The sequence below is a fragment of the Methylorubrum pseudosasae genome, from assembly GCF_029504475.1.
Classification (GTDB): domain Bacteria; phylum Pseudomonadota; class Alphaproteobacteria; order Rhizobiales; family Beijerinckiaceae; genus Methylobacterium; species Methylobacterium extorquens.
In genome coordinates this window covers 2,910,554-2,925,172 of the sequence record NZ_JAQGDU010000002.1, presented here as the reverse complement: position 1 = coordinate 2,925,172, position 14,619 = coordinate 2,910,554, and the positions used below count along the sequence as shown (strand labels likewise).

The 14,619-nt window shown below is 65.7% G+C and carries 10 protein-coding genes and 2 pseudogenes; 7 read left to right on the top strand and 5 right to left on the bottom strand.

The features are described from left to right. Positions 1–48: 48 nt before the first annotated feature. The 3 genes and pseudogenes from M2437_RS14660 to M2437_RS14650 all read left to right on the top strand — a co-directional run bounded on the left by M2437_RS14660 (position 49) and on the right by M2437_RS14650 (position 4,072). The gene (locus tag M2437_RS14660) at positions 49–1,134 is read left to right on the top strand and encodes a glycosyltransferase (RefSeq protein WP_253387866.1); all 1,086 of its coding nucleotides are present in this window, start codon (positions 49–51) and stop codon (positions 1,132–1,134) included. A gap of 174 nt (positions 1,135–1,308) precedes the next feature. Then, a pseudogene (locus tag M2437_RS14655) lies at positions 1,309–2,250 on the top strand (IS701 family transposase); the annotation flags it as partial. A gap of 301 nt (positions 2,251–2,551) precedes the next feature. Further along, entirely contained in the window at positions 2,552–4,072 is a 1,521-nt protein-coding gene (locus tag M2437_RS14650) for a hypothetical protein (protein ID WP_499006845.1), read from the top strand. A 25-nt stretch (positions 4,073–4,097) separates the two neighbouring features. Here M2437_RS14650 and M2437_RS14645 read toward each other — a convergent pair. Further along, a pseudogene (locus M2437_RS14645) lies at positions 4,098–4,289 on the bottom strand (hypothetical protein); the annotation flags it as partial. A gap of 63 nt (positions 4,290–4,352) precedes the next feature. Between M2437_RS14645 and M2437_RS14640 the strand changes: the two are divergent. The 4 genes from M2437_RS14640 to M2437_RS14625 all read left to right on the top strand — a co-directional run bounded on the left by M2437_RS14640 (position 4,353) and on the right by M2437_RS14625 (position 8,141). Further along, positions 4,353–5,494 (top strand): IS3 family transposase gene (locus tag M2437_RS14640; RefSeq protein ID WP_253387864.1). Its coding sequence is split into 2 segments (ribosomal slippage): positions 4,353–4,620 and positions 4,620–5,494, totalling 1,143 coding nucleotides; the frame shifts between segments, so codons are not numbered across the junction. Positions 5,495–6,647: 1,153 nt separating this feature from the next. Further along, positions 6,648–6,830 carry a DUF3606 domain-containing protein gene (locus M2437_RS14635; RefSeq protein WP_253387863.1) on the top strand — a complete coding sequence of 61 codons (183 nt, stop codon included), beginning with the start codon at positions 6,648–6,650 and terminating at the stop codon, positions 6,828–6,830. 243 nt (positions 6,831–7,073) lie between these two features. Then, positions 7,074–7,289, top strand: coding sequence for a hypothetical protein (locus M2437_RS14630; protein WP_003604120.1), 216 nt, complete (start codon positions 7,074–7,076; stop codon positions 7,287–7,289). 324 nt (positions 7,290–7,613) lie between these two features. After that, entirely contained in the window at positions 7,614–8,141 is a 528-nt protein-coding gene (locus tag M2437_RS14625) for a DNA-binding protein (protein WP_253389626.1), read from the top strand. A 39-nt stretch (positions 8,142–8,180) separates the two neighbouring features. On the opposite strand, the gene M2437_RS14620 is transcribed toward M2437_RS14625, so the two are convergent. From M2437_RS14620 to uca, 4 genes are all read right to left on the bottom strand, one after another. Further along, positions 8,181–8,402: a DUF6894 family protein gene (locus M2437_RS14620; RefSeq protein WP_003604123.1), complete on the bottom strand. Its 222-nt coding sequence runs from the start codon at positions 8,400–8,402 to the stop codon at positions 8,181–8,183. A gap of 220 nt (positions 8,403–8,622) precedes the next feature. After that, positions 8,623–8,838, bottom strand: a complete 216-nt coding sequence (locus M2437_RS14615) for a hypothetical protein (protein WP_003604125.1) — start codon at positions 8,836–8,838, stop codon at positions 8,623–8,625. Positions 8,839–8,961: 123 nt separating this feature from the next. Beyond that, entirely contained in the window at positions 8,962–10,797 is a 1,836-nt protein-coding gene (atzF, locus tag M2437_RS14610) for an allophanate hydrolase (RefSeq protein WP_253387862.1), read from the bottom strand. A 289-nt stretch (positions 10,798–11,086) separates the two neighbouring features. Then, positions 11,087–14,617 carry an urea carboxylase gene (gene uca, locus M2437_RS14605; protein ID WP_253387861.1) on the bottom strand — a complete coding sequence of 1,177 codons (3,531 nt, stop codon included), beginning with the start codon at positions 14,615–14,617 and terminating at the stop codon, positions 11,087–11,089. Positions 14,618–14,619 lie beyond the last annotated feature (2 nt).

Below are 14,619 nucleotides of genomic sequence, written 5' to 3'. Positions count from 1 at the left end.
CCACCTTTCGATAAAAATCAGGTGATGGTAGATGGGGGGACGGCTAGGTTGGCCAGCATCAACGTAGAGCGCATTGAGGGGGCGAATTTGGATAATTGCATCGTATTGAGTACCGTTCCCCCAAACTTCAGATCTGGCGACGCGCCTTGTTTTAAAGATTTATCCGATATTATATACTCGTACAAAGATACGTATCATTGTCCTATCAGCGATATTATAGAAAACAGTGCGGATTTTACCCAATATGCCAGAAATAAATATGGTTCAGCTGTAGGCGGAATTGTCGTATTTGAGTCAATGCTTGATGAAAATGCTCGACATCACCTCAAGGATTGTGGGGTCAAAATTTTATTAATTACCGAAGATTTACATCTTACAAGCCTTTCCAATCTGTCGGAAGCCGTTAGGCATTCCGATCTTGTTTTGTCGCGATTCGATATAATTAATGATTTGATCGGAGATCAAGGCACTGAAATCATTCCTTTCTTGTTGCATTGCGCGGATTTCTTGGTTTCTGACCCTGTAGAGCCTGACGCAGAATCAATTGTACATTTCGGACAGCTGCTGTGTAATCCACCTAACATTGACATGTCAAAACTATCAGGAAGAGCAAATCAATACGCGTTCCGAGAAAAATGGCATGGAAAATTCACTGAGTCAGGAATTGGTATATATAACTACCTCAAGACCAGCCCTGATAAATTACTCGACGAAGTTAGGAAACATTCTATTGGATTTGCTTGTACGTACTTTCCGTACAGCTTCAGCCAGCTCTGCAGGGACGAACAGGGGCTAGGTTGGGCACGAGAAAATACGCCAATCAAATTCGATGAAAGTTACATGGTTGCGAAATTGTTTGAAATTCCGGGATCTGGCTTGCTTCTTCTCGCCGATCCAACAGGCTTGAAAAGACACTTAACGAATGCTGGATTCATTGACCGCTCAAATTACATTGCGATTACAGAAGAGACATTTGACGAGGTAATCAGCTTTATTATGGATAAAAATAACAAACAAACTCTATCAACGATTCGGAAAAATGGGAATCAGCTTGTGCGATCCTATCATCTTAAAGCAAATAGAGCCGCGCAATTCGGCACCATAATGGATAAATTTCTTGGGGGAAGCAAATAGCTATTGTTAGTAATTTTTAGACCAACCGATACATAATTATGCTTTTTAGCGCAACCTTGGCAATTTGGGGGAGGTTGTGTGCCTTGATCCTGTCGCGGTGCCGATAGAGGCCAGGAAGTCGAAGTGTCGCCCGGTCGTGATCTCGACGCGGGGCTCGCCCCGTTCCTGGCCGGGATGGGGCGTAAGACGCGCCGGACCTGGCGCCACTGTACCTTCGCGGTCTGCTCGGCCCCGGGGATGGCAAGAACCTGCAACCGATGGCCGCCCGCGTCGGGCTGGCGAGCCACGATCAATTGCAGCATTTCATCGCCAGCCCGGCCTGGGACGATGGCCCGCTCTGTACGGAGTTGGCTCGTCCTGCGGACCGGCTGGTGGGCGGACCCGACGCCGGCCTAGTGATCGATGATACGGCGTTGCCGAAGAAGGGCGTCCGCTCGGTGGGGGTAACGCGCCAGTACTGAGGCGCGCTCGTCAAGTCGGCAAGCAGGCCAACTGCCAGTCGCGGGTCTCGCTCACCGTGGCGCAGGGCGAACGGACGACCCGGCGCGGTCCGCGCTGGCTGGTGTGCCGGAGGCCGCGGCCGTGCCGCAGAACAAGGGCGCGATCACTCTCACCGAACTCGACCGACTGCGGACCGAGGGCCTGCGCTTCGGCGTGGTTTTAGCCGATGCCGGCTACGGCTGTAGCGCTGCGTTCCGTCGGGCCCGCGACGCGCGTAGTCTGATCCGGGCGGTGGGCATCGCCAGGAACCAGAAGATCTACGATCCCGACGTGCGGCTCGTGCCGCCGGGCGGGCGGACGGGCAAAGCCGTACCCAATTAGGAGCCGCGGGGGGCCGAGGCAGTTCTAGCCACGCTGCCGTGGCGGCGCGTGACGTGGCGCTTGGGCACGAAGGCTGCGCTCTCGGTCCAGTCCGCCATGACCCGCGTGCGGGTGGGCGACGGCTCGGTCTGGGCCAACAACCGCCATCTGACTTGCGAAGAGGTCTGGCTGGTGCGCGAGTGGCGCGCCACGGGCGAACGCAAATTCTACCTCTCCAACCTGCCGCGCCGAACGTCGCGCCGCGCCCTGGCCGGCACGATCAAGGCACGCTGGATGTGTGAACCAGCCCACCAGTAGTACAAGGAGGAACTTGGCCTCGACCACTTCGAGGGCGCTCCTTGACTCAGCATCCGCCAGATCGGTTTCATAGCGCAGGCCCGCACGGCTATGCTGCCGTCGGGTGGTCGGGGTCCACACGGCAGGTCCAGGTCAGGTCTCAGCACCCTCCTGGAATCTCTGCCATCCCGGCCACTCAACCCCGTCAACGCCCTCATCGGACAGGCTCTCAGGGAGCGTCGCGGGAGGCTACCGACATCTCCAGATGACCTCGTGTCTGGAGAGCCTTTTCCAACAGTACCATCATATACTTCGTACCTTGAGGCTTTTGGCTATGTTCATCCCCCGGATTGCGTCGGTGCTCTGCCTCCTGCTCATCTCGACCCAGGTCGGAGCGCAGGATGCAAAGCGCTTCGGCTCGCCCAGCTTCAATGCTCCTGTCGTGGATCGACTGTGCATCCTCGGCACTGGGTCGACGGGCGACTTATCGACCACAACCGTCATCCCGACTCCGTCTGCGGCATCGGGTACGCTGTCTCGGCTCATCGCCGATCGTGCGCCCTTGACGAGTCCGAGCTTCAGCGGCACCGCCTCCATGGCAGTACTGAACATCGCTGAGCTAGTCCGGATTAAGAGCGGCGGCAAGGTCGGTGGAGTGCTTCAGGCGGGGGCTGGCCTCACCTTCCTCGCAAGCGTCGATCCTGTCACCGAGCAGCTGGTCAAATCGATCGTCGTCACGACCGATGGGGTCAATCTAAACGGCCCTGTTACCGCCTATGAAGGCGGCACACTCTTGGCGCCCTTCACCTACGGCGGCAACGCGTCGGCGGCGGGCTACACCTTCTCAACCAACGGTCTCGTCTACGGGATCCCGAACTGGCTGGCCCAGCCGGGTCTACTGAGCACTCACGCCTCGCGCGACCATGCCGGAATGACACGGGCGATGAGGGCGCCGAACTCAGTGCCTGTTCTGGCTGCCGATGCGACCTATACCGCAAATACCATCGCCAGTCCGAACCTCTCCATTGATGCCAATATCAAGCTCGGCATGGTGATCGACACTCTCCATGCTCCGAAGTTCAGCGGCGTGGTTACGGCGATCAATGCGTCAAGCAAGACGCTCACCGTCAACGGCTGGTATCGGGTCGATAGATCGTCGGCCACGGGCACGCCGACGAACGGTGTTGGAGCGATCATCAACCCGGCGTCGAAACTCTGGCTCAGCAACGACATTCTGTTCTGTGGGGATCCCGGGAAGAACGACATCGCCTGCGCTGGAACCGAATTGAACGTCAGCGTCAACAACTCGCGCGTGGTCGAGGCCTACGGGAATGATGCCGTGATCTACGGCTCGGCGCAACCGACCGCGGCTTATGCATTTCCCGCCCGCTGGGGGGGACAAACGACCAAGTGGCGTGCCGCTTCGTTCGGCCAGGACAATCTGGGTGGATTGCTCAGCGTCCAGTCTGCCGGCACCGCCTACGCTATGCCGTTGGTGGAAGCGCGGGTTGGTGGAGAAGACACATTTGCCATGGACCACATGGGCAAGATGTCCGCTGTCCGGCTTCGAGCGCTCGCAGTGACGGCAAGCGCGACACTCGATCGCTATGCGGGAGCCAAGGTGATTGGGACGCAGTCGTCCGCCATCACGATCACATTGCCGAGCCCGACGGATGTGAACGACGGACGTGAAATTGAGGTGGTGAATCAGGGTACGGGGGCGATCACGGTGGTGCGCCCAAATGGTTCGACGGTCGGCACCGTGGGCGTGGCGTACAGTCAGCGGTTCTTTGCCTTTCAGAGCAACTGGCTGCCGATCTCGAAAACGCCCCTCAACTGACCGTCAAGGGCCGTTTTGGTGAACCTCATACAGGATTCGACCTGCTGACATTTGAAGCTGAGCGGCCTGCCATAGTGATTTTGCGCGCTAGGATGTACGGTCCCAGGACATGGTGTAACGGATCGAGCCTGAAGCGTTCGGGCTCTTTCGTCCAGGTTTGGAAGATGGACTCGTAGGGCGTGAGACCGCGCAGGGTCTGCAGCCTCCGGGCAAGTGACCTGACCGGCTGGCTTTGGACCGGGCTGACTGAGAGGATCAGCTAGGACCGAAGGAGTTGGACATGCGACGAGGACAGAAGACGAGCGCGGAGCAGGTCGTTTTGAAGCTGCGCCAGATCGAGGTGCAGACCGCCCAGGGCAAGAGTTTGGCTTTGGCGTGCAAGGAGGCGGAGATCTCCGAGCAGAGCTATTACCGCTGGTGCAAGGAGTACGGCGGCCTGCAGGTCGATCAAGCCAGGAAGATGAAAGATCTTGAGCGCGAGAACGCTCGGTTGCGCCGGCTCGTGGCTGACCTATCCCTGGAGAAGCAGGTGTTGGCGGACGTCGCCTCGGGAAACTTGTAGCCCCCGAGCGACGCCGGCAGGCGGTGGACGCCATTCAGGAGAAGTACGGCCTCTCGGAACGTCACGCTTGCCAGATCGTCGGCCAGCACCGCGGCACGCAACGCTACGTGCCGACCGTGCTGGCCGACGAGGATGAGCTGACCCGAGCCATCGTTGCCCTGGCGTCCGAGTACGGACGCTATGGCTACCGCCGCGTCACCGCGCTGCTGCAGGCAGCCGGCTGGCAGGTGGGCAAGGATCGGGTTCAGCGCATCTGGCGTCGCGAGGGGCTGAAGGTCCCCAACCGACATAGACCCCGCAGCCGCCTCTGGCTGAACGACGGCTCGTGCGTGCGACTACGGCCGCTTCGCCGCAACCACGTCTGGAGCTTCGACTTCATGCAGGCACAGACCCATGACGGGCGAAGCCTGCGCATCCTGACGCTGATCGACGAGCCCAGCCGAGCCTGCCTCGCGCTGAAGGTGGCGCGGCGGATCAACAGTCTCGGCGTGATCGAGGCGCTGGCCGACGCCATGTGCCTGCATGGCATCTCAGAGCACATCCGCTGCGACAATGGCCCTGAGATGATCTCGAAGGCGTTGCGCAAGTGGGTCGCCAAAGCTGGCTCGCGGATCCAGTACATCGCGCCGGGCTCGCCGTGGGAGAAAGGGTACTGTGAGAGCTTCAACGGTAAGCTGCGCGACGAGTGCCTGCGCCAAGAGATCTTCTACTCGCTCAAGGAAGCCCAGGCCGTAATCGCCCTGTGGCAGAACACCTACAACCGCGTCCGGCCGCACTCGTCCCTGGGCTACCGGCCGCCCGCGCCTGTCAGCTTCCCCGATCGGGCCTTCCGGCTACCCATGGCAGCGGCCATGCAGTAGCCTCTCACTCGGCTCGGTCCAAAATACCGGTCAGGTCAACGCTGCGGCAGATCAAGGTGCAGAGGGCTGGGATAGGATGTCCGCAAATGGCTGATTTTGCTGAAAAACTCTGAGGCAGTGTGCCAAGTGTCGCCCAGGCCAGGTCGCCGGAGAATGCTCGTCTCTCGACGATGATGCAATGCCACGATATCCGCGCATCATGAGCGATCCGGAAGTAAGATCTTCTCCAGCGGGCGTGGCCTGCGGTGCTGCTTCGGGCCGATCCCGAATATTTCAACGAAATTGGCCACTCTGAGGCCTTAGCCGGAGCCTCATAGATCGTCGGCTTACCCGCTACCAAAGCCTCGAAGCGGATGGGCCGCAAATCGTTGGTCCGAGACGAATCAGATCGCTGGTGAGCAGACCTTCTCGACCCCCGAGAAGGGTTGGAACCAGACGGTCGCTCACCTGAAACTGAATGTCCGCTGCCGGGCGGTGGGCTGATGTCCGCTCATTGCGCATTGCCGACCCTCGACATGCTTCAGATCGACCTGAGTGAGTAAGAAACTGATGCCTTTCAACCGCCTGTGGATTGCGAAGGGACGCCCTTGGCAATGAGCGCAGGATCGTATCCACTGCGCGTGCGCACGAAGATAAAGCGCTTGCAGTTACAATAACTTAGTCGATGCCCTCTGCTGAGGTCATGCTGGGTGAGAATTCTGGCACCCCAGCCATAGCCGGCATTTTCCTATCCACCAAATTATCCAACTGCACGAAAAAAGCGAGAGCAGCCCACTTGGGCAAATGGTTGGGCATAGCCCCAAAGACTGGAAAAACACCCATAAGGTCAGCACCCTGCGTCGGACACCCCTTCCGCCCGACCGCGTTTAATTGCCTGATCCGGCAAGACGCGTTGACCGTCAGAGGGTTGGGAGGCACCGGTGCGACAGGTGCCCTTCCCAATAGGCATCGAAACCCGCCGCGTTCGCCGCTCAACGGGCCCCTGCTCGTTCCGCACTTGGGCGCTTCCCGAGCTGCGTGAGGCAATGCCTGGCGGGCGCGGCGAGCAGAAGGGGATTGCCTTTCGGTATAACTCCGCACGCGCCTTGAGATCCGGGTGGCGTTGCCCACCTCATCCAATCCGACGCCCTCCGACGACCTCACGGGATCATTCATGGCTGGCCTCAAGGACAAGCGCGGTTTCATCGACAAGGACCGTCTCGACCTCAGCGAGCGCAAAGCGGTCGAGTTCTGGATGAAGCGCTGGGGCGTCACCGAGGACCAGCTCACCGCCGCGCACCGAAAGGTCGGCCGCATGACCAAGGACATCGCGGCGGAGCTGGGCAAGAAGCGTTAAAGCGCTTTTCGACGAAGCGGACGCCGGTTCGGCGAAAGAAGGCGGGTCAAAACACAGACCGAGAGACGCCGGCCTGATGCAATGGGGTCGGAGACGACTCTTGGGGCCAGCGAGCGTGATCCCGGCGGGGGCGCTCCTTGGCTCCTGTCGTTGGAGGAAAATTCCCTCGGGTGGGAACCCTGGCCTAGGATAATCACCTATCCACCCTGCCTGGGACGGCCCTAAGCTCCCAAGGAGATGGTGATGAAGAAGACCACGCTCGCGCTGGCAATCCTGCTCGGAGGCTTTACGGCCGGCACCGCATCGGCGGCGCCGATTGCACCCGCTGGCATCCAAGCCGACAGTAGCGTCACGCAGGCCCGCATGTCCCACCACGAGCGGCGGATGATGCACCGGCACATGATGCGCAAGCGGATGATGCATCGGCACCATCACCGGTCGATGCGCCACCGGATGTAACCGGCGCATGTGATGAAGGGGAGGGCACTCAATAGGCCCTCCCGCTCAGCAAGCCGCACGCGACAGTCAAGCGCTTCAGTTTGAGCCATCAGGCCAGATCAAATCATCGATGGATATGATTTTGATGAAGGGCTCGGACTGTCTCGCCCCTTCCGCGAGATCGAAGCCTGCCCGATCGGAACGATGAGACCATCCCCTCCCTCGCCGAGGCACCTCCTCATGAAGGCTTGATGTTCCCCGGCCTCGACAAACACTTCGTGGCACGGCATGTGCGGGCGCAAGGTGTTTCGAACAGAGACCCAAGCTCCCAGCATCAGGATCGGTATGTTGCGCAACCGCGTTCGGCGACCGTTCACCGTCGAAGCCAAGTCGAACGGCCAGGCTCGCTTCGTCTCCATCCCCTCGAAGCTGCCGCGGGAGACGCAAAAGCAGGCGGGACACGCCAAGGCCGCGGCCCTGTGGCCCTCGCTCGAGGCCGCCGCGCCCAGCGTTCCGATGTCGGCTGACGAGGCGCCGTCCGAGCATCGCCGCATCCTGCCGAGCCTCCTCGTCGCGGAGGTTCAGGAGCCCGAAGTGGAACCGGGGATCGAGCCCGAGGTGCTTCCTCGCGTTCGCCGGGTTGCGCTGCCCAGCACCGCGCCGGAGGACGCCCCCCGTCGCCGGGGCAGGCCGCGGAAGGTGCCGATCCCGAATGCCGTCGAGGAGGTCGTCGAACAGGCCGTCCCAGAGCCGCCTCCGCCCGTGACGGAGGCAACCCCCATCGTCGGCCGCCGCCGCCCGGACAGGGCAGGCAGCGAGACGCTGCGCCTGGGCGAGCGGTGGAAGCGGCGCTTGCCGCGGGTGTGCTGGTAACGCGGCCAGCGCCGCGACCGCGTTCCGCCGGACGATCGATCAGCCCGACACGAACGGCTTCACCAGCACGCGTCGACCGCTGAGGTCATGCACGCTGACATGCCACTGCGACCAATCCTCTTGGTCATCAAGGCTGCTCATCACCGCCTGGGCCACCTCGTCGGCACGCCGGACGAGGCGCGCGGGGACCCGGATGTCCTTGCCCTGCGCGTCGAACACGCATGCGTAGCCGTTCGTCGCGTGAAAGCGGTAGCGTGCCATCTGCGCCAAGCCCCTCGTTCCAACTCCGATAAGACGGTTGTTCGCCTTTCGTTCCCATATGGGGACAGACGGTGGAAAAGGGCAATGCGACCCACGGCCTCTCAGAGACTTACACCCCATTTTTGAACAGGCTGCGCCCTGGGGATGAGATCGCCTCAGTGGCCCTCGGACACCGGCTTTGTGGGGCAGGCGGCACGCTCCGCCTGCCCCACGGGACGGCTCAGCCGGCGCCGTAGCCGCCCTTTGCATTGTCCGTCGAACGATCGGGCGATTGCCGATCGTAGCCGCCGGATTGAGGACCGGGTTTTTCGCCCTCGGCCGAGGCCGGGCCCGTCGGTCCGAGATCCGGCTCCGCTTCGGGCTTGCTGCGCTCACCGAGCGGGCGACCGGGCGGCTGTGTCCCGACCGCCTCCCGCTCCGTCTTCGCGTCTGCCATCGTGAACCTCCTCTGCTTCCGACAAGGAAAGGGTTCATCCCCCCGAGAGGTTTCTCTCAGGGGAGGCTGGTCGCAACAATGACCGGGCGACGCCAGCCCGATGCGATCGGGCCGGGCACGGCCCTACGTCGCGGTCCCCGAGGCGAGATAGGCACGCCAGCCGCCGTGATCGCTGATGTCGCGCGCGCCCGTCAGACCGGCCGCTTCCGCCAAAAATCCCTTCGGCGCCGTGCCGTCGGCCAGCGACAGCGTGCCGATCGCGAGCGGCGAGGGAATCCCCGCCACGAAGCAGCCGAAGGCGTCCGGCGCCAGCGCCCAGATTTCGGTCTCGATCGCATGGCCCGAACCGGGCGCGACGCGGATCAGGCCGGGCCGGGCCGGTGGTCCGCCGGGCAGCGCGTGCAGGCGGTAATCCGGCGTCGTGGGGACGGCGCGCAGGAAGCGGGCGCCGCGGGCGGTCAGCTCGCCGTTGAGCGGCAGGCCGGACAGGTGCGCGCCGACCACCGCGATCTCGATCTCGTCCCCTTGCGCGCGATCTCCCCCTTGCGCGCGATCCCCCGGCGATGCGGCCTCCGCCGGAATCGGCACGCCGCTCGCTCCGAGGGTGCCGCCAGCCGCCGCGTGGAGGCGGGCGCCGAGTTCGGCGATGAGACCGTCGGCCCCGCGCGGCGCGATCAGCGTGACGCCGGACGGGAGGCCGTCGGCCCGGAAGCGCCCCGGCACCGCGAGGGCGCAGAGATCGAGCAGGTTGACGAAGTTGGTGTAGGTGCCGAGTTCGCTGTTGGGGCCGACCGGGTCGGCGGCGAGGTCGACGACGCGGCGCGGACGCGGATAAGTCGGCACCACGAGCACGTCGATTCCGCGCCAGACGGCTTCCGTCGCCCGGCGCAGTTCGGCGAGGCGGTAGAGGCCGGCGAAGGCATCCGCCGCCGAGTGACCGGTGGCCGCGCCGATGATCGCCCGCGTCGTCGGGTGCAGGGCCTCCGGGCGCTCCTCGATGAAGCCGCGGATCGCCTGATAGCGCTCGGCCACCCAGGGGCCGGCATAGAGAAGCTGCGCCACCGCGAAGAAGGGCGCGAGATCGACCGTCACCGCCGCGCCACCGATCACCGTGTGCAGGTCGGCGCGTGCCCCGTCGAAGGCGTCCGCCGAGAGCGCGTCGCCGGCAAAGATCAGGCCCGCCGCATCCGGCACGCCGACGCGCAAGCCCGGGGGCAGGGCACCGGGGCGGGGCGGAACGGGCAGGGCGCGCGAATACGGATCCTGCGGATCGTATCCGGCCATGATCCGAAAGACCGCATCGGCCTCCGTCACGGTGCCGGCGAAGACGGAGAGGGTGTCCAGCGTGCGGCAGGCCGGGACCACGCCGCGGCCCGAGACGCTGCCGAGGGAGGGCTTGAGCCCGACGATGTTGTTGAGGCCGGCCGGCACCCGGCCCGAGCCCGCCGTGTCGGTGCCGAGCGCGAAGGTGACGAGGCCGCGCGCCACCGCCACCGCCGAGCCGGACGAGGAGCCGCCCGGCACGATCGCCGGATCGATGGCGTTCTTCGGCACCGGGTAGGGCGTGCGCACACCCACCAGCCCCGTGGCGAACTGGTCGAGATTGGTCTTGCCGACGAGGATCGCGCCGGCCGCGAGCAGGCGCTCGACGGCCGGCGCGGTCGCCTGCGGCGTATAGGCGAAATCCGGGCAGGCGGCGGTGGTGGGCAGGCCCGCCACGTCGACATTGTCCTTCACCGCGAAAGGCACGCCCCAGAGCGGTTTGCTCGCGGGGTCGAAGGGGCCCAGCGCGCGGGCGGCGGCCTGCATCTCCGCCGCCGGCACCCGCGCGAGGAAGATGCCGGGATCGTCGGCGGCTGCGATGCGGCGGTCGATCTCGGCCAGAACCGCCTCGGGCGAGAGCCCGTCGGCATAGGCGGCGTGGAGCGCGCTGAGGCTCGGGAAGGCGGGAACCGGCATCGATCTCTCACGTCGGTGAAGGGGCGGCGGGCCGGCGGCACGCGGCCCGAAATTCAAAGGGGAATGGCTCCGGCGGCCGGAAGGCCTATCGCGGCGTCTCCCGGCCCCGCTCACCCTGCGGCAGCCGCCCGGCGGCCTTGGCCTGGAGGCCGAGCACGACCAGACCGAGGATCGCGGTGAGGGTGCGGTGGATCTGCTGCATCATCGGCCGTCTCCGTGCCTGTGCGAGGAGCGCGCCGGGCGGGCTCCGCCGTCCGGCCGCTTGGGCCTTGCAAGATCCGTCCCACCCTCAGGTCTCGAGGATGGCGACGAGGTCGCCGCCGCGCAGGGTGCGGCCGGGCTGGGCCCGGATCTCGCGGACCCGGCCGCCGACGGGGGCGGTGACCGCCACCTCCATCTTCATCGACTCGAGGATTGCCACCGTCTGCCCGGCGGCCACGGTCTCGCCCGCGCCGACGAGAACCTTCCAGACATTGCCGGGCACGGTGGTCGGCACGCCCTCGCAGCCCGGCGGGATCTCGGCGGCCTCCGCCGCCACCGCCTCGTCGGCGACGAAGCTGTCGAGGCCTTCCGCCTTCCAGCGCTCGCGCTCGGCGGCGAAGGCCGCCCTCTGGCGCGCCCCCGCCTGCTCGATCTCGGCGGCGTTGCCCGCCAGCATGATTCGGTGCTCGGCGTAGGAGAACGTGCCGTCCTCGATCCGGATCGGATAGGCGCCGTGCGGGAAGGCGGCGCGGGCCTCGGTGAGTTCGGCGTGGCTGACCGGAAAGAAGCGGATGCGGTCGAAGGGCCGCAGCAGCCAGGGATGGCCGGGCACGAATTCGCGGGTGGTCCGCCACGTGTTCCAGACCTGGATCGTGCGCCCGAACAGCTGGTACCCGCCCGGCCCCTCCATGCCGTAGATGCACATATAGGCGCCGCCGATCCCGACCGCGTTCTCCGGCGTCCAGGTGCGGGCCGGGTTGTACTTGGTGGTCACGAGGCGGTGGCGCGGATCGACTGGGGTGGCGACCGGCGCGCCGAGATAAACGTCGCCGAGCCCCATCACGAGGTAGCTCGCATCGAAGATGATGCTGCGCACCGCCGCCTCGTCGGGCAGGCCGTTGATGCGGCGGATGAACTCGATGTTCGAGGGGCACCAGGGCGCGTTCGGGCGCACCAACTCCTGGTACTTGCGCATGGCGAGTTCCGCCTGCGGATCGTTCCACGAGAGCGGCAGGTGGACGGTGCGGCTCGGGACGCTCACCGCCTCGGCCGGCGGCAAGCTAGCCTCGATCTCGCGCAAGCTGCCGAGCAGGCGGTGGCGCGGCAGCGCCGTGCCATCGTAGTGGATCTGCAGCGAACGGATGCCCGGCGTCAGGTCGGTCAGACCGGGCAGCCGCGCGGCGCGCACCGCCTCGGCGAGCAGGTGGACCCGCAGCCGCAAGCCGATGTCGAGGGCCATCGGGCCGTACTCGACGAGGAGGTTGTCGTCGCCCTGGCGGCGATAGGCGACGGGGACCGGGCCGGTCTCGTCGCGGGCGAGAATGGGCGAGCCGGCTCCGACGCTCGCGCCGCCGATCAGGGCCGGGGCGGCGAGCGCGTCCTCCGGCCGGGCCAGGGGCCGGAAGCGGACCGTGTCGCCGGGGCGGAGCTGGCCCATCTTCCAGAGTTCGTCGCGAGCGATCACCGCGGGGCAGACGAAGCCGCCGAGGCTCGGGCCGTCGGGGCCGAGCAGGATCGGCATGTCGCCGGTGAAGTCGATGGCGCCGACGGCGTAGGCGTTGTCGTGCAGGTTCGAGGGGTGCAAGCCCGCCTCGCCGCCGTCGGTCCGCGCCCAGCGCGGCGTCGGGCCGATCAGCCGCACGCCCGTGCGGGCCGAGTTGAAATGCACCTCGTAGGACGCCGAGAACAGGTCGGCGATGTCGGCCTCCTGGAAGAAGTCCGGCGCGCCGTGCGGGCCGTAGACGACGCCGATCTCCCAATCCTGCGTCAGCGGTGCGGGCTCGGGCGGGGCGACGCTCACCTCCGGTACGTCGCCGAGATGAAGCACGTCGCCGGCCTTGAGGACGCCGGTGGCGTGGCCGCCGAAGGCGCCCAGCGCGAAGGTGGCGCGCGAGCCGAGCACAACGGGCGCCGCGAGGCCGCCGCGCAGGGCGAGGTAGGCGCGTTGGCCCGGCCCCTCGATCGCGCCGATGGCGAGCGTCTGGCCCGCCCTCACCGGAAACGCCTGCCCGTGCGGGCGCGCCTCCCCGTCGAGGGTGAGCCGCATCGCAGCGCCCGCGAGCGCCACCCGGGCATCCGTGTGGAAGCGCAGCGTCGGACCCGAGACGGTGAGTTCGAGGGCGCAGGTGTCCTGCCCGTTGCCGACGAGGGCGTTGGCCTGGGCGAAGGAGCGGGCATCCATCGGCCCGCTCGGCGGCACGCCGACCTCCCACAGGCCGAGCCGGCCGGGCAGCTCCTGAAGGCTCGACTGGGCGCCCGGCAACAGCACCTCGATGCTTTTTGGAGCATAGGCGAGATCGCGCAGGGCCGTGGTCGCGACGCGCCCGCTCGCCAGCAGGTCGGAGGCGGCGATGGTGCGCAGGTAGTCGAGGTTGGTCTCGATGCCGGAGACGGCAGTGTCGGCCAGCGCTGCCCGGAGTGCGGCCAAAGCCGCCGGACGGTCGGGCCCGGTGACGATGATCTTGGCCAGCATCGGGTCGTAGAACGGGGTGACCTCGGTGCCGGTGGCGATCCAGCCGTCGATGCGGGCGGTCTCGGGGAAGCGCACCTCGGTCAGCAGGCCGGCGCTCGGCGAAAAATTGGCGTGCGGGATCTCGGCGTAGAGCCGGGCCTCGATCGCCGCGCCCCTCGGCACGAGTGGCCCGGCCGCCGTGATCGGATCCTCGCCCGCGGCCTGGCGCACCATCCATTCCACGAGGTCGATGCCGAACACCGCCTCCGTCACCGGATGCTCCACTTGGAGCCGCGTGTTCACTTCGAGGAACGAGAAGTCCTCGCGGTCCGGATCGTAGATGAACTCGACGGTGCCGGCCGAGGCGTAGGCGACGCTCTCCCCCAACGCCACCGCCGCGGCGTGGAGCCGGGCGCGCACGGCGTCGGAGAGGCCGGGGGCCGGCGTCTCCTCGATCACCTTCTGGTTCCGGCGTTGGAGCGAGCAGTCGCGTTCGCCGAGCGCCACGACGCGGCCGCGCCCGTCGCCGAAGATCTGCACCTCGACATGGCGGGCCTGCGCCACGAAGCGCTCGAGATAGACGCGGGCGTCGCCGAAGCTGGCCCGCGCGGTGCGCTCGACCGCGGCGAAGCGCTCGGCCAGCTCTTCGCCCGAATGGCAGAGCTGCATCCCGATGCCGCCGCCGCCCGCCGTGCTCTTGAGCATGACGGGATAGCCGATCGCCTCCGCCGCGCTCAGCGCCGTCTCGCGATCGGGCAAGAGGTCGGTACCGGGCAAGAGCGGGACGCCGCTGGCTTTGGCCAGCTCGCGGGCGGTGTGTTTGAGGCCGAAGGCGCGCAGGTGCTCCGGGCGCGGGCCGATGAAGCGGATGCCCTCCGCCGCCAGCCGCTCGGCGAAGCCGACATTCTCGGACAGGAAGCCGTAGCCGGGATGGACGGCCTCTGCGCCGGTCGCCTTACAGGCGGCGATGACGGCCTCGACGTCGAGATAGCTCTGCGCGGCCGGCGCGGGGCCGAGACGCACGGCCTCGTCGGCGGCGAGTACGCCCGGCGTGAAGCGGTCGGCGTCGGAGTAGACGGCGACCGAGGCGATGCCCATGCGCCGCAATGTGCGCACGACGCGGGCGGCGATCTCGCCGCGATTGGCGACCAGAACCTTGGCGAACATGC